Below are 20,501 nucleotides of genomic sequence, written 5' to 3'. Positions count from 1 at the left end.
TTATTTACGAACCTTTCTAGCCACACGGAGCTTGGCTGAGTGAGAACGATTATTGACTTCTAACTCTTCTTCGCTTGGTAAAATAGGTTTTCGATTAACCAAAGTAAGCTTAGGTTGCATATCCTCAGGAATAAAAGGCAACCCTTTCGGCACATCTACAGTAGAAGCCTCTTTGAATAATTGTTTTGTCAAACGGTCTTCCAAAGAATGGAAAGTAATCACTGAAATACGCCCATCAACTGCCAATAGCTCAATAGCTTGTTGAATAGACTCATCTGCCGCACCGAGTTCATCATTAACTTCAATACGAATGGCTTGGAAAATCTGCTTCGCAGGATGTCCTTTTTTCTTGAGTTCCTTAGCAGGCTTAGCAGATTTAATGATTTCTGCTAATTCTGTCGTTGTCTCAATCGGCTTAACTGTTCTCGCTTGCTCAATTTTACGTGCAATTTGTTTTGAGAATTTGTCCTCGCCATACTTGAAAAAAATACGAACCAAGTCATGATAATCATAAGTATTAACCACGTCATAAGCTGACAAGTCTTGGTCACGATTCATACGCATATCGAGCGAAGCATCTTTTTTATAAGAAAAACCACGCTCACGTTCATCTAATTGCGGACTAGATACTCCAAGGTCATATAAAATACCGTCAATCTCAGTTACTCCATGCATGGCTAAATTTGAAACAAGATTACGGAAATTGTCCTTGATAAAAGTAACTTGTCCTTTTTCAATATAGTCTTTTAAACGAATTTGTGCATTATCAATAGCCGTCTGGTCTTGGTCAAACGCGTAAAGATGACCAGTCGGTCCAAGCTTAGAAAGTAAGTACTCACTGTGCCCTGCCCCACCAAGCGTTGCATCTACATAGATGCCATCAGGCTTGATATCAAGCATATCAACGGTTTCATGTAGAAGCACTGTAATATGATGAAAATCTGTTGTCATACCTTTCATTATATCATAAATTACAAGATTCTTCCTTAAAACCTCTACAAGAAATACAAAAACCAAAAGCTGATAATATCAAGCTTTTGGTGATATTTTTTATTGTAAAGGCTGCCATCTGCATAAGGACAAGCAGTAAGCAAAAATCAATTATTCTCGAATTTGTCCTTTACCATTAATGTAAAATTTTGTACTTGTCAAAGCTTCCAAGCCCATTGGACCACGCGCATGCATTTTTTGCGTTGAAATACCAATTTCTGCACCCAATCCAAAGACAAAACCATCTGTGAAGCGTGTTGAGGCATTGACATAAACCGCAGCCGCATCCACTTCATCTTGGAAACGTTCCGCGTGTTCAAGCTCTTTGGTGATAATCGCTTCTGAATGATGAGTCGTGTAACGATTCACCCAATCAATAGCGTCATCAACAGAATCAACCACTTTGACAGACATGACATAATCTAAAAATTCTGTACCGTAATCCTCGTCTGTTGCGGCTACTGCATTTTTGAAAATAGCTAGCGCTTTATCATCTGCACGAAATTCAACAGCATGAACTTTCGCAATTGCTTCTTCTAACTGTGGTAAGAATGTTTTTGCTACCGCTTTGTGAACAAGCAAGCTTTCTGCAGCATTACAAACACTTGGACGTTGCGTTTTAGCATTAATCACAATCTTCGTTGCTATATCAAGGTCAGCCGAATCATCAACGTAAATGTGAACATTTCCGACACCTGTTTCAATAACAGGAACTTTTGATTTTTCTTTGACCGTTTGAATTAAACGAGCTCCGCCACGTGGAATAAGAACATCAACATAATCAACAGCTTGCATTAATTCTTCAGCCACGGCATGGCTAGTATCCTCAACAAGCTGAATGACGTTTTCATTTACACCTGCTTTAGCAAGAGTTTTTCGGATAACCGTCACAAGGGCTGTATTAGAATGAATGGCATCGCGACCACCACGCAAAATAATAGCATTACTTGTTTTAAAAGCAAGGCTGAAAGCATCAACAGATACATTTGGACGGCTTTCAAAAATCATGGCAATCACGCCAAGTGGTACACGTTTTTGAACGATTTTCAAGCCATCAAGATTGGTATAACCACGGACAACCTGACCAATCGGGTCTTGCAAATCCGCAACTTGACGGACGCCCTCAACAATCCCCTCAATACGCTTAGCATCTAGGCGCAAACGGTCAACCATAACAGGCGAAATACCATTTTTTTGTGCTTGGTCAACATCACGTGCATTTTCAGCCAAAATATAGTCTGTCTCTGCAAGCAAAGCATCCTCAACTTGTCCTAAAATCTGATTTTTTTCAGCAGTTCCAAGCTTTACCAGACTTCGGCTAGCTACTTTAGCATTTTTACCTAATTCATCAATATAGCCCATCTTTGGTCCTCCTTTTAGTTCACTTGTGAAAACCACGTTCCAATATTAGCACCTTCTAAAACTTTTAAAATATCACGCGGATTTGTACCGTTCATCAAAATCATCTGACTGTTATTGTCAAAAATCATTTGAGCACTCTTAATCTTGCTGAGCATGCCTCCCGTGCCAAATTTACTTCCAGCACCGCCCGCTGATTTAATGATTTCGTCCGTAATTTCAGTAACGTGTTCGCGAAGTTTGGCATCATCATAGATATTTGGATTTTTATCGTAAAGTCCGTCAATATCTGATAACATAATTAACAAATCTGCTTTGGTTACCTTGGCTACAATCGCTGAAAGTCGGTCATTATCACCAAATTTTGTCGTATGGTCCATTTCATCAACGCTAATAGCATCGTTTTCGTTAACAATTGGCACAATTCCCATTGTTAATAACATTTCAAAGGCATTAGTGAAATTTTCTAAGCTTTCAGGATATTCAATAACATCACGTGTAATCAACAGCTGACTAACTTCTGTCTGATAGTGCGAAAAGATTTGAGAATAAAGGCTCATCATAGCAACCTGCCCAACACTTGACACCGCCTGTTGACGTGCAATTTCTGTCGGACGTTTGTCCATATTTAACACATTGAGCCCAAAACCCATGGCACCAGATGACACCAAAATAACATCTTTTCCTTTATTCATCAAGCTAGAGATAACAAAAGCTAGTTGGTCAATTTTTTCAAGATTAATTTTGCCATTTGGCATGACAAGCGAGCTTGTCCCAATTTTTATAACAATTCGATTAACAGTTTCAAAATTTCGTTTCATATGCCTATTATACACTAAAAAAACAGTCCGAGGAACTGTTTTTATTAGCTTTATTACGAAATCAATGGGATTTTTAACACAATACCCTTTAGGAAATTTTTTTATAACTTTTTCCAAAATGTGTGGTAAATCACTATTTGAGAAGCGATTCCTATCAAAACAGCCAGTATTGCAAACAAAACATTCGCCAACAGAACATCTTTGAGTAGAGCTCCGAGTAAAAATGTGCTTGCCCCTAGACTTCCACCTACTACTAAAGCGATTAGGATAATAGCGAGGGTCAGCCATTGTCCTGCGTGACGGTTAAAAAGTTGGGTCACATCTTGCCATTTTAAATCAAGAAATTTAAAATCACGGCGATACATAAGTTGTCCCTGAAGCAAAATACTCGCAAGAAGTCCTAGGATAAAGAAAATGACCAAGACTAGCGATGCTTTTAAAACAAACAAGCCCACTAATAAATAAACGATAGCTGGAACAAGTGCTTGGAGTCCTACCAGCGTTAAAAATTTTTGAACAAGAAAATCCTTGAAATTGATTGGTAGAGCTTTAAAGATAGTCAGATTTTCTTTCTCCAATGAAATCCCTACCCCAACAAATGAGCTTGGCGTGCTACAAAAACTTCCCAAAACAATTCCGATAAGCATTGCCACACCAAAATAATCATTCGGTACTTCAGCCAAGCTAACTCCACTTGTCACACTCGGTGTAATAAAAATCACCACATAAATCAAAGGCAATAAATAAGTTTGTGTCAGCAAGGTCGCATTTTGTAATGTTGACACATGGTGACGAATCATCATCGTTTTCAACGATTTACCTTTCAACGCTTTTTGAGATGCTGACGATGCTTTTTGTTTCGGCTTAGATTTAGGCTTAACATAAAGAACTTCTTTGTAATACGTTGGCATCAACCATTTGACAACCCCAACTGTTAAAATCATCAACACTAACAAAGGTAGCCAAAAATTAAGAACAGTCGCTGATTGAAATGGTGCTTTTACCACGTCATAAAAACCACGAAAATATGGTAAAACAGTATGGTCTGCAAGGGCAACATTATCATCATAAGTCATGTTCTGACTGTTGATAACATTCATGTAAAGAATGGCACCAACTGCTCCAATCGTTGAAATAGACATGAGAACAGTCGAGACGATTTTTCGGTGCTGACTTCGAAGAATGATTTTTCCCACAAAACTATTAAGATAAAGTGCCAACAAAATCACAGCCGCAAACAGAACGAAAAAGAGGATAATTGTCAACGGAATCGCTAGTACAAGCCCTGCTATTTGCCAGTAAGCGATAAAAAACAAGGACAAAAGTGGCATTAAAAATGTAACGCCCATACCAAAACTGGAAATCACTTTTGCCATATAAAGTTCACTCGATTTAATCGGCAAATGTGCATAAAGCCGAACATCATCGCTCTCATAAAAAATGCTATACATGGCTGAAAAAGCATTTAGAGTTGCCATGATAAAGAAAATCGCTATGTAAAAAGAGAAATACCCTGGGAAATAACGAAAATCAATGTTAGCATACATAAAAATGTAAATAACCGCAAACAAAAGGCTGAGGAGAATTTGCTGGCGCATCACACTCTTATAAGCCGAAAAACCTTTGCTTGGTTTGCGTTCTTGTTTTCGCTTTGCCGCCGTGACAGACTGTGGGCTAGAATAGAGGATATTAATCTTGATTAACTCCCAAACTGTTGACCAATTCATACGCCTAGCCCTCCTCTTGCGCTTTACGCCCTGCTAATTCAAGATAGATTGTTTCTAAATCTTTATCAGGATGATTAGCTTTCAATTCATCTAAGGTGCCGATAAAAATCAACTTGCCATCTTTTAAAATTCCAATACGGTCACAAAGTTGCTCCGCAACAGCAAGAACATGTGTTGAGAAAAGAACCGTATTGCCACCACGCGCGTGCTCTTTCATCATTTCTTTCAAATCAAAAGATGCCTGTGGGTCAAGTCCTGTCAAAGGTTCATCTAAAATCCAAATATCTGGATTTGATATCAGAGCACCAATAAGAATCACTTTTTGACGCATACCGTGTGAAAAACTATCAATCAAATCATTGATATTCTCCGCAATATCAAACAAATGTGACAATCGTTCAATCCGTTCATCAGTGAGCTTATCATCAACGTCATAAATTTTAGCTAAAAAATGCCAGTATTCTATCGCCGTCAAATTCAGGAAAATATCAGGTGAATCAGGCACATAACCAATGCGTTTTTTGATATCATCACGGTGCTCAGAAAGAGGTAACTCATCAACATATACCTCACCATAGCTCGCTTCAATGATTGACGTTAAAATGCTAATCGTCGTTGTTTTTCCTGCACCATTATGCCCAATCAAGCCAAAAATTTCGCCATTAGCAATGGTCATATTGACATCACTTAGCGCTTCCTTATCACCATACAACTTTGAAACATGATCAAATCGAATCATACCTAGCTCCTTCTCTACTCTCCTAATAATGGTTTTATCCATTGTGAAACTTCTTTGCTCTTTCGGTAATCCGCAGCAAATTCCTGTGTCAACTGTTTCAATAATTTTGCCCCTTTTGGTAGCGAAAAATCATGCCTTGTACTATACAGACTTAACTGACGGTCAAGATGAAGAGCACTCAACCCAGCATCTCCAGACCTAATCACCTCATTTGACGCAGAAAGTAAGATTTTTGACAAATCGTTATCTTGACGAATAGTCATATCTTCATAAGCATTCCTAATTGCCTTATATAATTCACTGCACTTCTCTTCCATAAAATCCCCCTAACATTTTCATTTGTACTATTAAAGTGATACAAAAAATATTTTTACTCTATCTTACCTTTTCAGCTATCATTTGTCAAATAATTATAAAAACCCTCCTTAAAAACAAGGCGGGTTCAGTCAGTTATTAATTACAATGATTCATAAAGATTTACAGCGTTATCAACTGTGAAGCCGTATTCTTCAAAGATTTTGGCGCCTGGTGCAGATGCGCCCCAAGTATCGATTGTAAGAGTTTTACCTTGGAGACCAACGTATTTGCCCCAACCAAAGCTCGAACCAGCTTCGATAGCCAAACGTTTCGTGACGTTAGCTGGAAGAATGCTTTCTTTATAAGCAGCGTCTTGTTCGTCAAAGATGTTTTGTGCTGGCATTGAAACCACACGAACATGAACACCTTTTGCTTCCAAAGTAGCTTGCGTATCAAGCGCCAATTTCACTTCAGAACCTGTTGCAATAAGGATACCGTCAAGGTCACCTTTTGCTTCTGAAAGGATATAAGCACCTTTATTAACACCTTCTGCTGCCAATTCTTTTGTCCCTTCAAGGACAGGAAGATTTTGACGTGTCAAGATGAGCATTGTTGGACGATCAGTTTCAGCAAGAGCACGTTTCCATGCAGCATTTGTTTCGTTACCGTCAGCAGGGCGGATAACGTTAAGGTTAGGCATAGAACGAACGCTAGCCAATTGTTCAACTGGTTCGTGAGTTGGTCCGTCTTCACCGACAGCGATTGAATCATGCGTCATGACATAAACCGTTGGTAATTGTTGAAGAGCAGCCATACGAACAGCTGGAAGAAGGTAGTTTGAGAATACGAAGAATGTACCACCGTAAACACGAGTACCACCATGAAGGGCAATACCGTTCATGGCAGCTGCCATGGCAAATTCACGCACACCAAACCAAATATTACGACCAAGGTAGTTGTCTGGTTGGAAATCAGATTCTACTTTGACCATTGTATTGTTTGATGCAGAAAGGTCAGCTGAACCACCCCAGAATGATGGCACTTGTGCTGAGATTTGTTGGATAGCTTGTTGACTTGATGAACGGCTAGCAAGGCTTGTACCGATTTCGAAATCTTCAAGTGTCACGTCAACTGGTTTGTTAGCGAATGCTGCTTTGTATTCAGCGGCTAATTCTGGATAAGCAGCTTCGTATTCACGGAATTTAGTATCCCATGCATTTTCAGCAGCTTCACCACGGAATTTGATACCAACTTCAAAGCGTTTAGCCACCTCTTCTGGTACTGTGAATTCTGGATATTCCCAACCGTAAGATTTTTTAGCGTAAGCAATGCCATCAACGCCAAGAGGGGCACCGTGAACAGCTGATGTTCCTTGTTTTTCAGCACCGAAACCAATGATTGTTTTCACTTCGATAATAGATGGTTTTTCAGTTTCAGCTTTTGCTTCTTCGATAGCTTTAGCAATCGCTTCGAGGTCATTACCATCTTCAACCAGAATGTGTTGCCAACCGTAAGCTTCAAATTTACCTTTGATATCTTCTGTGAAAGCTTTTGATGTTGGACCGTCAAGTGAAATGTCGTTTGAATCGTAAAGAAGGACTAATTTGCCAAGTTTAAGATGTCCAGCAAGGCTGGCAGCTTCTTGACTGACACCTTCCATCAAGCAACCGTCACCATGCAAAGCATAAGTGTAGTGGTCAACGATATTAAATCCTGGTTTGTTAAATTTAGCTGCTAAGTGAGCTTCTGCCATTGCCATACCAACAGCATTGGCAATCCCTTGCCCAAGAGGTCCAGTTGTAGCTTCAACACCGTCTGTATGATTGACTTCTGGGTGACCTGGTGTTTTTGAACCCCATTGACGGAAATTCTTCAAATCATCAATGCTAACATTGTAACCTGATAGATGAAGAAGGCTGTATAAAAGGGCAGAACCATGTCCTGCAGATAGTACAAAACGATCTCGGTTAGACCAAGAACGGCTTGTCTTCGGATTAACATTCATTACATGATTCCAAAGAACATAAGCCATAGGTGCAGCTCCCATTGGAAGACCAGGGTGACCTGAATTAGCTGCCTGAATGGCATCAATTGAGAGCGTACGGACAGTATTGACTGCCAACTGATCAATAGCATCAAATGTCATGAGTGAAACCTTTCTGTTTTTAAGGACTTATAGTATTATTGTTCGGATTCTATTATATCATAAATAATTAGAGTTTTTAAAACAAATTATTATTCGACTTTATTTTTAAACGTTTCCCAGTCTTTAGTAAAGTTTTTTATACCGCTTGTCGTCAAAGGGTGTTTGGTCATTTTATCAAAAACAGTATCTGGAATGGTAGCAATATGAGCACCTCGTTTCGCAACGTTCTCAACATGAACTGTATTACGAATACTTGCTGCAATAATTTCCGTATCAAAGCCATAAAAATCAATGATTTCTCGCAAATCTGAAATCAATTGGTAAGCATCTGTGCCGATGTCTTCCAGACGTCCAACAAATGGACTGATAAAGGTTGCACCAGCTTTGATAGCCATAAGCCCTTGAGATACCGTAAAAATAAGAGTGACGTTGGTTTTAATGTTTTCTTTTGAAAGCACATTGACTGCTTTCAACCCTTCCATTGTCATCGGAATTTTGACCACAATATTATCTGCCCATTTAGCAATATCACGCGCTTCAGTAATCATTTCTTCAGCTGTTACGCCTGTGACTTCTGCCGATACGGGACCGTCAACAATCTGGCAAATTTCCTTGATAACCGTCTCAAAATCACGCCCTTCACGGGAAATAATCGTTGGATTAGTCGTGACACCGTCCACGACACCTAGTTCATTAATCGTTTTAATCGCCGAAACATCAGCTGTATCTAAGAAAAATTTCATTGTATTCCCCCTCTTACAATTCAGAATCTGTTCGTTTATCAAGAATAATACTTGTTACAATTACAATAAATACAAAAGCGAGGATTGCTGTAATAAGTGCACCTGATCCCAATTGTCCAATTTTTCCTAAGATATCGCCTGGAATTAGATAATCTGTATCAGCAAATGTTGAAGCTGCCATTTTAAGGGAACCAAGTAATGGTAAAATAGCCAATGGTAACCAACTTATAAGTAAACTATTAACAGCAGAGCCAAGAACAGCTCCTCTTCTACCACCAGTAGAATTTCCGTAAATACCTGCTGCAGCTCCACAGAAGAAGTGTCCAACTACACCTGGAATAATAACCGTAGTATGAAGAGCAATCATTATAAACATTGAAATTGTGCCAACAATAAAACTAGTAAAAAAGCCAATCAATACTGCATTTGGTGCATAAGAAAAGATAATTGGCACATCCAATGCTGGTTTAGAATTTGGTACCCATTTTTTAGCAATACCTTGAAATGCTGGAACGATTTCTGCTAGTACCATACGAACACCTTGTAGAACAACTACAAATCCTGCCGTAAATGTTCCTGCTTGAATAATTGCATAAACAATCGCACTTGTTCCATCACTCAATTCTTTTTCTACATAACCTGTGCCAGCTGCCAGTGCCAAGATGACATAAACTACACTCATTAATAACATAATAGATACTGTTGAATCACGTAGAAAACTAAATGATTGTGGAACATCCATATCCTCTGTAGATTTTGATTTATCACCAAACCATTTTCCAATCCAACCAGCTATAGCATAACCAATATTTCCTGTATGTCCCATGGCAACATTATCATTACCAGTAATTTTTTTCATAAAAGGTTGACAAAGAGCAGGAGTGATTGTCAGTAACGTTCCTTCAAATAACCCTCCAAGTATGATAACTATAGGATTCGCTTTGATACCAGCACTTATCAAAATAACAGCTGTAATACAAGAAACATACATCATAGCTTGACCTGTTAAAAATAAATATTTAAAACGTGTAAAGCGTGCCAATAGAATATTAACAATCATTCCAACCAACATAATTAAAGCTGTTTGACTTCCATAATCTTGTAAAGCAATCGCAACAACAGCTTCATTACTAGGAACAACACCTTGAGTATTTAGAGCTACTTGAAACATTTTTGCAAAAGGAGCCAAGGCATTCTGTAAAATCCCTGAACCACCTGTTAAAACAAGAAATCCAACTATTGTTTTAATTGTCCCTGACATTACATCAGAGAATTTTTTCTTTTGTAAAAGTAAACCAATTAAAGCAATGATAGCTACTAAAATGGCAGGTTGAGTAACTATAGAAACAAATATATTTAAAACACTTTTCATAATAGAATCCTCTTCTCTACTTTTTGATTACCGATGTGTAATAGCATTTTTATCTAGTATATTAATTACTTGTTGTTTTATTTCATCAGCATCAATGATAGAATTTAACGAAATAATCTTTTCCTCTGGTAGGTTAGATAAAGCAGGAACCAAAGTCTTTTCAGCAAAGAAGTAATCAGCCATGTCTCCACTAACACTTCCTGAATCTGTATGCTCAACTGTAAAATCTTCTACATCAACTCCTAATTCTTGTAGGGCTGACTCAATATTCATTTGAACCATAAAACTTGTTCCTAAACCACTTTGGCATACTGCAAAAATTTTCATAATTATTACACTCCTTCTAGCAATGAGCTAATTTCTTCAATATTTGATGATTGAAGCAATACTTGTAAATTTTCCTTCTTAGATAGAATTTTTGTTAATTTCATCAATGCTTCTAGATGTTGACTACTATCACTAGCAGCCAAACAAATAAAAATAGATACTGGATGGTTAGGGTCATCTAAAAGATTTACTGGATATTTTAACTTCAGAAAAGATATACCAGTTTCAATAACTCCCTCCTCCGGTCGGGCATGTGGTAAAGCCAAATATTCTCCAATGTTAATAAATGGTCCATATTCTTTTACCTTATCTATCATCGCCTGAATATAGCTCTCTTTAATTTTTCCTTTTGTTAGTAAAGGTTGAGCCGTTAATCTTATTGCCTCTTCCCAACTCATTTTTTGAGAACTTAACTGGATATTTTCTTTATCTAATAACTCCATAATTTCTCCTCGTACTATTGTTTTAAATAATTCTTAATTTCCAATTGACTGCCTGTCATTAATAATTCAATAAACTGCTCATCAATTAGATGCTGAATGAGATTTTGAATTTGTGGACGTATTTTAAATGCTGTTTGAGAATTAATCACAAGAGCAATTACAATATTTACCTTTGCAATACCTTTAGACCAATTCAAAATAGGTTCCGAAAGACGTACAATGAAGATTTTATCTTGAACATTCTCATTGGTGAAGTGCGGTAAAACAACACCTTGTGCGATTTCAATATTTCCCATCGCTTCACGTTCTAGGAATTTACTTTCTATCTCTTGCTGACTTAGGGTTTGACTGTCAATTTGAGATGCTAAATATCCATAAACTTCTTGCCGATTATTGAAATTTTGGTTAGAAACGTATTGATATAAATCAGTTACCATAATTAATCTCCCTTATTGCATTTTGGATATTCTTTTTATCTTCATCTGTTAATAAGGCACTTACAAGGATTGTCTTTACGTTTAACATTTCTTGCAAACTAACACTCGTGATAACTAATTGAATATCTGGATAATTTTGTAACATTTCTTTGATATTTTGAGAAGATACTACTTTAACAATATCAAGATTTTGAAAAGCCGTTTCAATTTTCACTTTAAGCAGTTCTGAAATGCCAATTCCAGATGAACACATCACAACCGCTTTTATGGGAGTTGGGTTTAATTCTTTGAAACGAACAAAATATAACGTCAAAAAGCCAATTTCATCAGCACTTAACATTGAAAAACCAAATTGTTCTGTCATCTCCAGAGAAACTTTCTCTGTCTGATTAAAAATATCAGTATAACGGTCTTTAATATCATGCAACATATTATTTTTGATATAAATTTTATTATCTAATCTTCTTAACAATGGACTGATATGGTTTGCCAAATCAATAAACATAGGAGATTGTTCATTTATTGATTCTGACTTTGTCATTTCCATCTTTTTAAAATAAAATTTTGTTACAGAAACAACACGCGTTGAAAATTCAATTTTTTGCTGATGTGTACTAAGTTGAAATCTTGACGAATACAAGTATTGATAGAGATAATTAATTTCTAAATCATCAATCCTCCTCCCTAAACGATTCCCAATATCATTTATAATCTTTTTACTTTCTTTGAGAATTGAGTCATCGTAATCTGTCATCTTGATATCCACTACTTCTGCATTAGCGATTTTACGACTAGAAATTTTTAACCGTTCAAGCATAATGTAAAGATGAGAAAAAATATTAACATTGTATGGGTATGGTAACCTTGCCTGTAAATCCGTCTCAATTTGGTCAATTTCTTCCAAAATAATTTTGGCAAGCTCTAAATCAAAATGACTTTGGTTAGTAGTATTAGACAAATTGTCAATATCAATCATGCTAAACGTCGGTACCAAATCCGCTAATGCTCTACGAATATCCAATTCTGAACCTGTTATAAAAATATAGCCTGTCCGAGTTGAGATTTTTAAATGAAAGGGATTGAGTCGCTTTTGAATCTCGATTTTATCTTTCATAATAACGGAATCACTGACATAATACTCTTGTGCTACGTCATATATAAGTAATTTTTTAGGTGATATCGTTAACAATCTCTCCAAAATTTGAATTTGCCTACTAGCTGGTGTAAAATCATTTTGCTTAGAATTTATTAAAGTATCATAATTTTTAAGTCTATTAAGTTTAAAACCACGTCCTCTCTTTTTTATGATAAGTTCATCAGGAAAATAGTTTTGATTTATTTCCTTTACAAGACGATAAACCGTTTTTTCAGATAAATTCAATTGTTCGGATAAAGATTTTGCCGTGATATAATCTGAATTCTGATGCAATACTGCTAGCAATCCATCAAATTGTAATTGTTTTTTATTCATCTTCATTTTCCTTTCACACTTATTATTGTATGCGTTTTCTAATTATCACAAACTCCTTTTAGTGTCCACTTTAAAATGGACATTTTTCCTTCTCATTGTACACAAAAATCCCAGTCATTACTGACTGGGATTCCTATCTTACGAATTTGGGTCGTCAAGGCTTCTGCCATGCAAACCACGTTCGCGTTGGAGTTGTTTTAGTTTTTCTGGTGTCACATCATTTCCTTCTTCATCAACAAGTTTAATCCCTGCGATATGGTGAAGAAGTGAGCGACGATACCCTTCAATGTACTCTTTGCGAAGCTCAGCTTGTTCAACTTTTTCAGCACCTGTCAAACCAACTGTTTTTTTCTTACGCGCAAGTTCATTAATGCGTTGAATCTTTTTTTCATTCATGAGTAAGACTCACCAAACGTATAAAATCCATAAATTCTACACGCTTTTTCCTTTCTTATAATTTACCAAATCAGAAAATCAATTAGCTACTACGCCTCTAAAATGACAATGCTAACTTAGCAGTCATTAGCAAAATTTTAACCAACTGTGTCAGGAGTGGCAAGCGAAATGCCACTTCTTATTTGGTATTCAATTTGTTAAATGCTGCTACGCTGCTAGCTTTTGCAGTCAATTCAGCAAGGATAGCCAAGCGATTATTTTTAACAGCTTCATTATCCACCATTACCATTGTATTGTCAAAGAATTTGTCGATAACTGGGCTTAAAGCAAATAATTGTGCCAATTTATCATTAGCGCTACCTGACAAGTTCAATTCTGCTGCAGCTTGTGCCAAAGCTTTTTCTTCATCATTTTCAAACAAGCTTGCATCCACAGTCACGTCAGCTGGTGTTTTTTCAGCAAGGTTGAATACACGTGAAAGACTTTCAACGGCGGCTTTATAATCAGCAGCTTTGCTTGCTTCAACAAGAGCATCAGCAGCTTCAATCATTTCAGCCACAACAAAGTTTGAACCAGCAAGAACAGCTTCTTTAATATCTTTAGAAACTGATTTGCTCATCATTTTTTCAACACGCGCACGGATGAAATCCATAACTTCTGCTTTGTGTTCATAAGTCAAGCTATCAAATGACAAGGCGTAAAGGTTGTCAATCAATTCATCCATTGGAATTTTCAAACCAAAGGCATCCATGATACGAACAACACCAGCTGTTGCACGACGAAGAGCATATGGGTCATTTGAACCTGATGGAATCAAGCCAACTGAGAAGAATGACAAGATAGTATCCAATTTATCAGCAAGTGCCAAAAGAGCACCAACTTTAGTTTCTGGAAGGTCACCGTCAGCTGAATTTGGAAGGTAGTGTTCACGAATAGCTGTTGCTACTGCGGCATCTTCGCCTGCAAGAAGGGCATATTTTTCACCCATGATACCTTGCAATTCATCAAATTCACCAACCATACCAGTCAATAAGTCGAATTTATAAATTTCAGCAGCACGAGCAAGAGCTTTGCTTTCTTCGGCAGAAGCCCCAGCTTTTTCGGCAAGGTAAGCTGCAATTACTTTGCTGCGTTTCATGTGTTCAGAAAGTGAACCGATTTTTTCGTGGAATGTAACGTTGTCAAGTTTTGCCACAAGGTCAGCAATTTTAAGTTTTTGGTCTTCACGCCAGAAGAATTCACCGTCTTCCAAACGAGCCACGAGCACTTTTTCATTACCTTTAATGACATTTTCAAGGTACTCAGCATTACCGTTACGAACTGAGATGAAGTTTGGCATTAATTTACCAGCTTGGTCACGGACAACAAAGTAACGTTGATGGTTTTTCATTGATGTGACAAGCACTTCTTCTGGTACTTCAAGATATTTCGTATCAAAGCTTCCCATAAAAGCAGTTGGGTATTCAACCAAGTTAAGGACTTCGTTAAGCAATTCGTCATCGATTTCAACTTGGACGTTTTGTACTTTTTCAATGTCTTTGATTTGGTTAACAATCATGTCTTGACGTTCTTTAGCGTCGGCGATAACAAAGACTCTACGCAAATCTTCTTCGTATGAATCAGCGCTAGCAATTTCTGTTTCATGACCAAGGAAACGGTGTCCACGGCTAACACGACCTGAATGAATATCCAAGAAATCAAGATCAAGAGCTTCATCATCAAGAAGAACAGTCAATGTGTGAACAGGACGAATGTATTCAAATGTATTATTTGCCCAGTGCATGTTTACTGGGAAAGTCATTGCTGACAAGATTTCTGGAATGTCAATAAGCACTTCTTTGGCAGCTTTTCCTGCTTCGTGTTTTGTAACGTAAACATACTCTTCGCCTTTAACTTCGCGGAATTCAATATCGTCAGTTGTCAACCCTTTACCACGGACAAATCCTTGAGCCGCTTTTGTGAAGTTACCGTCAGTGTCCAATGCGATTTTCTTAGAAGGACCTTTAAAATCTTCTGTTAAATCAGTTTGCGCATCAGCAAGACCACTCACACGAACAGCCAAACGACGTGGTGTAGAGAAAGTTTGAATGCCTTCAAATGCCAAACGTTTTTCGTTCAAAAATGCTGCCATACGATCGCCAAGTTGTTTTTCACTTGGAGTAACCACGTAAGCTGGTAATTCTTCTAAACCAAGTTCTACAAGTAAATTTTTAGCCATTATTCAACATCCTCCTTCAATAATTTTTTACGTGTTGCTTCATCAAGCAATGGGTAACCAAGGCGTTTACGTTCTGCCACAAATGTTTTGGCAACGACACGAGCCAAGTTACGAATACGAGCGATGTAACCAGCACGTTCTGTTACAGAAACCGCACCACGCGCATCAAGCAAGTTGAAAGTGTGTGAACATTTCAAAACGTAGTCATAAGCTGGGTGTACGAGGTGTTCATCCAAGCAACGTTTTGCTTCTGCTTCAAATTTTTCAAAGTTTTCAAGAAGCATATCTTGATTAGAAATTTCAAATGAATATTTTGAGTGTTCAAATTCTGGTTGAAGGAAGATTTCACCATATTTAACACCTGGTGCCCATTCAATATCATAGACAGAATCCACTTCTTGAATGTAAGATGCCAAACGTTCAAGACCGTAAGTAACTTCTGATGTTACAGGACCTGTTTGCAAACCACCAACTTGTTGGAAGTAAGTAAATTGAGTGATTTCCATACCGTCAAGCCAAACTTCCCAACCAAGGCCAGCTGAACCAGTTGATGGGTTCTCCCAGTTATCTTCAACGAAACGAATGTCGTGTTCTAGGGGATTAATTCCTAATCTTTCCAATGATTCAAGGTAAAGTTCTTGAATGTTTGATGGTGATGGCTTCATAACCACTTGGAATTGGTGGTGTTGGTAAAGACGGTTAGGATTTTCACCGTAACGACCGTCAGCTGGACGACGTGATGGTTCCACATAAGCCGCATTCCATGGTTCTGGACCAATGGCACGAAGGAAAGTGTAGGGACTCATTGTACCAGCACCTTTTTCATTGTCATAAGCTTGCATCAACATACAACCTTGGTCATTCCAAAATTGTTGCAAAGTCAAAATAATTTCTTGAAACGTCAATTTTTTAGACATGTATCTACTCCTTATTTTAGTAACTAATTTTGCGACGTATCTTGGAGGCTAACGTTTTTCCATAATAAAAAACCGCCAACACACCCATATGATACCTCATAAGGGGCGTTAAAACGCGGTTCCACCCTATCTTATTACTTCATTTATCTGATTTTAACTTAGACTTGCTAAGCGAAAGCGCCAGCGACCCACTTCAGTTTCATCCGACTTCCACCACCTCGGACTCGCTAAGAAACACCATGAGACTTTCTCTCTTTAAAGAGTATTTTAGCACAAATGACTTTTAGTGTCTAGGTTCAAACAAAAAACTAATAGCTGAAATCTCGTTTTCACTCATTTCATCATTCAAAATTCAAAGACGAGATAAAAAACAGTTTTCATCTAGCAAAAACTAAAAGCCCAAGATTCCTCATCTCAGGCTCGCATGTTTAGGCATTCCAGACTTTTTCGCCACCTAAATAAGTTGCTCGCAAATCAAAGTCCTTATCAAGAACAATAAAATCAGCTTTATGTCCTTCTTTAATTTTTCCGCACTTATCATCAATACCAACAGAAATAGCTGGTATCAAACTAGCCATGCTAATTGCTTGTGCTTTTGAAGCTACACCCCAATTAACAACATTTTTGACAGCATCTTTCAATTGGAGAATTGATCCTGCCAGACTACCGCTAGATTTCAAACGAGCTGTCCCTTTTTCAACAATAACAGGATATTCACCCAGCATATAATCACCATCTTCAAGACCACCTGCACTCATACAATCAGTGATCAAAACAACATGATCATATTGTTTTTGATTCATCAAAATTTCACAAGCTGATGGATGAACATGATGACCATCACAGATTAACTCTGCATAAGTATTTGGAAGTTCATAAACTGCACCAACCATACCAGGTTCACGATGATTAAGTCCACGCATACCATTATAAGCATGAACCCAAATTGAAGCTCCAGCTTCTACGGCATTTGCAGCCTGATCATAAGTAGCGTCAGAATGTCCTAACGCAACAAAAACATTTTTTTTATGTGCGTAATTAATAAATTCAGTCACTTCATCACGTTCAGGTGCTAAAGCAACTTTTTTTAGCAATCCTTTTGAACTTTCTAACCACTGATCTAACTCAGCGATTGATGGGTTACGCATGTAAGAAGGGTTTTGCGCACCTTTATATTTTTCAGTAAAATATGGACCTTCAAAGAAAAGTCCTTGGATACGTGCTCCACTTTCTTGACCTACAAAACTAGCTGCAGTACGACAAATATTATCTAAAGTTTCAAATGATGCTGTCAATCCAGTTGGTAAAAAACTAGTAACCCCAGCTCCCAAAAGTGCCTGACTCATTGTTTCCAAAGACTCTTGACTATTATCCATAACATCTGCACCAGCAAAACCATGAATATGAGTATCAACTAAACCAGGAGCAATACTGTAACCAGTATAATCAATGATTTCAGCATCACTTGGTACTTCAGTCTGCCAGCTCCCAAAAGTATCTCCTTCGATAGCTAGGTAACCAGCTTTTTTCACTTGATATGGATAATAAAATTCATCTGCTTTAATATACTTTGTCATTTAAAAACGCCTCCATTCATTTATATTATATGCTAAATGTTCATTTTTGTAAATGGTATATACCGTTTTAATTCTTATCTAAAATTTCTAATTACTTTAGCAGTAGAGCCTATTCTCATTTCAAACAATCATTCTATTATTTGAACAATTAGTTGCTAACACATACATTTAATAAACCGATAAAATCATCCAACATCTAATTATAGTTGACCTCTTAAGCTTAAAAGTCCCCCAAACTTTTTTTGCATAAGATTGGGGAACTTTATAATCATGTAACAAATTCTGCTTTAGTTAGCTGTTTAATTAAGCTAGGAAACTAATTAGATATTAGCGACCGGAAATCATGTTTCCCCTAGTCTTAGAACTAGGATAGAAACTAACAAATGACTACTCATCATCCTCGCTATCGTCAGATAATAAATCATTCACACGATGAATATTTTCCTTACCATAATGGATGATATCAACTTCAGAACCTAACAAAACACCGTTTAGAAAACCAATAACCATCGGCATATTCATACCTGCATAAAGTTCGAAATGGTATCCCTCCATCAATAAACGTGACACCACGTTACAAGGTGTACCTCCTAATAAATCTGCGAAAACAATGTAATCATCTAAGTTCTCAACAACTGAAAGAAATTTTTCTTTGAAGTCTTCCGCACCTTCTGAAGGTAGTAAAGGTACAGGATAGATATTTGTTTGGGGTCCCATAATCATCTCAGTACTATTTTTCAATTCTTCACAAAAAGTACCATGACTTACTAAAATTAAATTTTTTGCCATATTTTGCCTACTAAACTCCTAGAATTCCAAAGAAAGCCATAGCAAGTGCGAAAACAACAATAACTAAAATAGCTTTCGTAGAAGTCATTCCTTTACGTCCTAATAACCAGAAGATACCTGCTGTGAACAATGCTGGTACTAAACGTGGGAAAATTTGATTAAACAAATCTTGAATGTCAATTACTTTATCACCAATTTTTGGTGCTGCAGTAAATTGGAAGTTAATCATTGTTGCAATAAGAGCACCTACCATGAATACCCCCATAACAGAGGCAGCTTCAACAAGAGAAGAAAGTTTATCTCGCATTGTTGTTACAAGTTTTGTTCCTTCTTTGTAAGCAATCTCTAACTGTTTCCAACGAAAAACATTAATCAAGGTAGTAACACCAATCCATAGGAAAACTCCTAACGGGTTACCATTCATCGCCAGAGATGCTGCAATCGATCCCATAATAGCTGGAACTAAAGAACCAAATACTGAATCTCCAATTGGTGCAAATGGTCCCATAAGACCAGTTTTTACACCATTAACCGCATCCTTAGCTTCTATGCCTTCATTCTCTTCTAAAGCAAGATCAATACCTGTAATAATAGTGTGGAAGAAGTTGGAAGTATTGAAAAACTGAGCATGAGTTTTCATCATTTCTTTCAATTCAGGGGTACCGTCGCCATACATTTTACGTAATTGAGGTAGGATGATGAAAAGGTAGCTTGAACCTTGCATACGTTCATAGTTCCAACCTAACTGAAACGTAAACAAACTACGTTTATTAATTTGTTTAAAGTCTTCTTTGGTTAATTTATAATTAGATTTCGTCATCTTCTATTTCCCCACTTTCTGAAACCTCTGTGTGCTGTGACTTCTCTGCTGATGAACCAGCATTTTGACCATTCTTATAGTGAATTGTCGCAAGAGCTGCCCCGATAATCGCAATACCAATCATAGGGAGACCTTTAAAAGGCGCAGCATCAAAGTCTTTGACAACAGTTGCAATAGCTGTCCCTGCACTAGTTAAATTAGTGTAAATAGTTGTCAACATAGCTGTAACGGCAAATCCAAGAGCAAGGTAATGAAGATTTCTTTTGACTGGTAAATAACGAAGTAAGATAGCAAACCCAAGAGCCGGAAGCATCTTACCAGCAAGAGTCAAACCATCAGCTAACCATTGTACTTCACCAATTCCTTTTACAATAGCATCAACTGCTCCACCACCTAATGTCAAAGCAAGAAGTACTGGTAAAGCACGTGATAGCCCCCAAGGAATTGCCCCCAAAAGGTAATTACGTTCAATTCCTGCGTAGTCAAATTTTTCAATATTTTTATCAATACAGTGTGCAAAGTAAGTTGTTGAGAAACGACCAAGGACGTCCGTGTAAACCATTAAAGCTGCCACCGGAACTGCAATAGTTGAAATAGCTAACTCAGGTTTTATTCCTTGGGCTACCGAAAAGGCTGTTGCAAGAACCGCTCCTGATGTAGCATCAATACGTGAAGCCCCACCAAAAGTACCAACTCCAAGTACCATTAATTGCAAGCTACCACCTATCCACAGTCCCGTCGTCATATCACCCATAATTAATCCGGAGATAAAACCTGCAAAGACAGGTGACCCTGCAGAAGAATTAATTGTCAGCTCATCACAAATTTGATATGCCGAATACAAAGTCAATAATAAAATTTGCCACCATTCAATCATGATGTTGTCCTCCTAAAATTTTAGCTATATAGCTG

The 20,501-nt window shown here is 37.4% G+C and carries 20 protein-coding genes; all 20 read right to left on the bottom strand.

The window, feature by feature from the left end; all coding sequences use genetic code 11:
* The 20 genes from rsmH to CCC20_RS07900 all read right to left on the bottom strand — a co-directional run bounded on the left by rsmH (position 1) and on the right by CCC20_RS07900 (position 20,466).
* On the bottom strand, positions 1 to 951 hold the full coding sequence (gene rsmH / locus CCC20_RS07995) for a 16S rRNA (cytosine(1402)-N(4))-methyltransferase RsmH (protein WP_287179920.1): 951 nt from the start codon (positions 949 to 951) through the stop codon (positions 1 to 3).
* 150 nt (positions 952 to 1,101) lie between these two features.
* On the bottom strand, positions 1,102 to 2,352 hold the full coding sequence (locus CCC20_RS07990; protein WP_041974196.1) for a glutamate-5-semialdehyde dehydrogenase: 1,251 nt from the start codon (positions 2,350 to 2,352) through the stop codon (positions 1,102 to 1,104).
* A gap of 14 nt (positions 2,353 to 2,366) precedes the next feature.
* The gene (proB, locus tag CCC20_RS07985) at positions 2,367 to 3,170 is read right to left on the bottom strand and encodes a glutamate 5-kinase (protein WP_041974199.1); all 804 of its coding nucleotides are present in this window, start codon (positions 3,168 to 3,170) and stop codon (positions 2,367 to 2,369) included.
* Between the two features lie 101 nt (positions 3,171 to 3,271).
* Positions 3,272 to 4,897 (bottom strand): hypothetical protein, encoded by a 1,626-nt coding sequence (locus CCC20_RS07980; protein ID WP_013851507.1) that lies wholly within the window; start codon positions 4,895 to 4,897, stop codon positions 3,272 to 3,274.
* A gap of 4 nt (positions 4,898 to 4,901) precedes the next feature.
* A complete protein-coding gene (locus CCC20_RS07975) occupies positions 4,902 to 5,636 on the bottom strand; it encodes an ABC transporter ATP-binding protein (protein WP_003063479.1) in 735 nt (244 codons plus the stop codon).
* Between the two features lie 14 nt (positions 5,637 to 5,650).
* A complete protein-coding gene (locus tag CCC20_RS07970) occupies positions 5,651 to 5,953 on the bottom strand; it encodes a bacteriocin immunity protein (RefSeq protein WP_003063477.1) in 303 nt (100 codons plus the stop codon).
* Between the two features lie 140 nt (positions 5,954 to 6,093).
* On the bottom strand, positions 6,094 to 8,079 hold the full coding sequence (gene tkt / locus CCC20_RS07965) for a transketolase (protein ID WP_003063475.1): 1,986 nt from the start codon (positions 8,077 to 8,079) through the stop codon (positions 6,094 to 6,096).
* 89 nt (positions 8,080 to 8,168) lie between these two features.
* Positions 8,169 to 8,822 (bottom strand): fructose-6-phosphate aldolase, encoded by a 654-nt coding sequence (gene fsa, locus CCC20_RS07960; protein WP_003063474.1) that lies wholly within the window; start codon positions 8,820 to 8,822, stop codon positions 8,169 to 8,171.
* Positions 8,823 to 8,835: 13 nt separating this feature from the next.
* Positions 8,836 to 10,194, bottom strand: coding sequence for a PTS ascorbate transporter subunit IIC (ulaA, locus tag CCC20_RS07955; RefSeq protein WP_287179914.1), 1,359 nt, complete (start codon positions 10,192 to 10,194; stop codon positions 8,836 to 8,838).
* A 27-nt stretch (positions 10,195 to 10,221) separates the two neighbouring features.
* Positions 10,222 to 10,521: a PTS sugar transporter subunit IIB gene (locus CCC20_RS07950; RefSeq protein ID WP_003063470.1), complete on the bottom strand. Its 300-nt coding sequence runs from the start codon at positions 10,519 to 10,521 to the stop codon at positions 10,222 to 10,224.
* A 5-nt stretch (positions 10,522 to 10,526) separates the two neighbouring features.
* Complete coding sequence (locus CCC20_RS07945) at positions 10,527 to 10,964, bottom strand: PTS sugar transporter subunit IIA (RefSeq protein ID WP_003063468.1); 438 nt, start codon at positions 10,962 to 10,964, stop codon at positions 10,527 to 10,529.
* 14 nt (positions 10,965 to 10,978) lie between these two features.
* Complete coding sequence (locus tag CCC20_RS07940) at positions 10,979 to 11,401, bottom strand: PTS sugar transporter subunit IIA (protein ID WP_003063466.1); 423 nt, start codon at positions 11,399 to 11,401, stop codon at positions 10,979 to 10,981.
* Positions 11,391 to 12,872: a BglG family transcription antiterminator gene (locus CCC20_RS07935; RefSeq protein ID WP_058692753.1), complete on the bottom strand. Its 1,482-nt coding sequence runs from the start codon at positions 12,870 to 12,872 to the stop codon at positions 11,391 to 11,393. The genes CCC20_RS07940 and CCC20_RS07935 overlap by 11 nt, the downstream gene beginning before the upstream one ends.
* A 138-nt stretch (positions 12,873 to 13,010) precedes the next feature.
* Positions 13,011 to 13,268 carry a DUF896 family protein gene (locus tag CCC20_RS07930; protein WP_003063463.1) on the bottom strand — a complete coding sequence of 86 codons (258 nt, stop codon included), beginning with the start codon at positions 13,266 to 13,268 and terminating at the stop codon, positions 13,011 to 13,013.
* Between the two features lie 178 nt (positions 13,269 to 13,446).
* Entirely contained in the window at positions 13,447 to 15,486 is a 2,040-nt protein-coding gene (gene glyS / locus CCC20_RS07925; protein WP_058692752.1) for a glycine--tRNA ligase subunit beta, read from the bottom strand.
* Entirely contained in the window at positions 15,486 to 16,403 is a 918-nt protein-coding gene (glyQ, locus tag CCC20_RS07920; protein WP_058692751.1) for a glycine--tRNA ligase subunit alpha, read from the bottom strand. Before glyQ ends, glyS begins: the two co-directional genes overlap by 1 nt.
* Before the next feature lie 428 nt (positions 16,404 to 16,831).
* Positions 16,832 to 17,980: an N-acetylglucosamine-6-phosphate deacetylase gene (gene nagA, locus CCC20_RS07915; RefSeq protein ID WP_003063458.1), complete on the bottom strand. Its 1,149-nt coding sequence runs from the start codon at positions 17,978 to 17,980 to the stop codon at positions 16,832 to 16,834.
* Positions 17,981 to 18,367: 387 nt separating this feature from the next.
* Entirely contained in the window at positions 18,368 to 18,769 is a 402-nt protein-coding gene (locus tag CCC20_RS07910) for a PTS sugar transporter subunit IIA (RefSeq protein WP_003063456.1), read from the bottom strand.
* Between the two features lie 10 nt (positions 18,770 to 18,779).
* Positions 18,780 to 19,589 (bottom strand): PTS system mannose/fructose/sorbose family transporter subunit IID, encoded by an 810-nt coding sequence (locus CCC20_RS07905; RefSeq protein ID WP_003063454.1) that lies wholly within the window; start codon positions 19,587 to 19,589, stop codon positions 18,780 to 18,782.
* Complete coding sequence (locus CCC20_RS07900) at positions 19,576 to 20,466, bottom strand: PTS mannose/fructose/sorbose/N-acetylgalactosamine transporter subunit IIC (RefSeq protein ID WP_003063453.1); 891 nt, start codon at positions 20,464 to 20,466, stop codon at positions 19,576 to 19,578. Before CCC20_RS07900 ends, CCC20_RS07905 begins: the two co-directional genes overlap by 14 nt.
* Positions 20,467 to 20,501: the final 35 nt, after the last annotated feature.

It is taken from the genome of Streptococcus sp. LMAG:39 (assembly GCF_008680485.1).
GTDB classification, from domain to species: Bacteria; Bacillota; Bacilli; order Lactobacillales; family Streptococcaceae; genus Streptococcus; species Streptococcus pasteurianus.
This window is presented reverse-complemented; position numbering and strand designations above follow the sequence as displayed.

Coding starts and splice junctions, on each gene's coding strand:
- glyS (WP_058692752.1), bottom strand. CDS start 15,486: ATGGCTAAAAATTTACTTGTAGAACTTGGTTTAGAAGAATTACCAGCT.
- CCC20_RS07940 (WP_003063466.1), bottom strand. CDS start 11,401: ATGGTAACTGATTTATATCAATACGTTTCTAACCAAAATTTCAATAAT.
- CCC20_RS07975 (WP_003063479.1), bottom strand. CDS start 5,636: ATGATTCGATTTGATCATGTTTCAAAGTTGTATGGTGATAAGGAAGCG.
- CCC20_RS07945 (WP_003063468.1), bottom strand. CDS start 10,964: ATGGAGTTATTAGATAAAGAAAATATCCAGTTAAGTTCTCAAAAAATG.
- CCC20_RS07950 (WP_003063470.1), bottom strand. CDS start 10,521: ATGAAAATTTTTGCAGTATGCCAAAGTGGTTTAGGAACAAGTTTTATG.
- CCC20_RS07930 (WP_003063463.1), bottom strand. CDS start 13,268: ATGAATGAAAAAAAGATTCAACGCATTAATGAACTTGCGCGTAAGAAA.
- nagA (WP_003063458.1), bottom strand. CDS start 17,980: ATGACAAAGTATATTAAAGCAGATGAATTTTATTATCCATATCAAGTG.
- CCC20_RS07910 (WP_003063456.1), bottom strand. CDS start 18,769: ATGGCAAAAAATTTAATTTTAGTAAGTCATGGTACTTTTTGTGAAGAA.
- fsa (WP_003063474.1), bottom strand. CDS start 8,822: ATGAAATTTTTCTTAGATACAGCTGATGTTTCGGCGATTAAAACGATT.
- CCC20_RS07900 (WP_003063453.1), bottom strand. CDS start 20,466: ATGATTGAATGGTGGCAAATTTTATTATTGACTTTGTATTCGGCATAT.
- CCC20_RS07905 (WP_003063454.1), bottom strand. CDS start 19,589: ATGACGAAATCTAATTATAAATTAACCAAAGAAGACTTTAAACAAATT.
- tkt (WP_003063475.1), bottom strand. CDS start 8,079: ATGACATTTGATGCTATTGATCAGTTGGCAGTCAATACTGTCCGTACG.
- CCC20_RS07970 (WP_003063477.1), bottom strand. CDS start 5,953: ATGGAAGAGAAGTGCAGTGAATTATATAAGGCAATTAGGAATGCTTAT.
- glyQ (WP_058692751.1), bottom strand. CDS start 16,403: ATGTCTAAAAAATTGACGTTTCAAGAAATTATTTTGACTTTGCAACAA.
- proB (WP_041974199.1), bottom strand. CDS start 3,170: ATGAAACGAAATTTTGAAACTGTTAATCGAATTGTTATAAAAATTGGG.
- rsmH (WP_287179920.1), bottom strand. CDS start 951: ATGACAACAGATTTTCATCATATTACAGTGCTTCTACATGAAACCGTT.
- CCC20_RS07980 (WP_013851507.1), bottom strand. CDS start 4,897: ATGAATTGGTCAACAGTTTGGGAGTTAATCAAGATTAATATCCTCTAT.
- ulaA (WP_287179914.1), bottom strand. CDS start 10,194: ATGAAAAGTGTTTTAAATATATTTGTTTCTATAGTTACTCAACCTGCC.
- CCC20_RS07990 (WP_041974196.1), bottom strand. CDS start 2,352: ATGGGCTATATTGATGAATTAGGTAAAAATGCTAAAGTAGCTAGCCGA.
- CCC20_RS07935 (WP_058692753.1), bottom strand. CDS start 12,872: ATGAATAAAAAACAATTACAATTTGATGGATTGCTAGCAGTATTGCAT.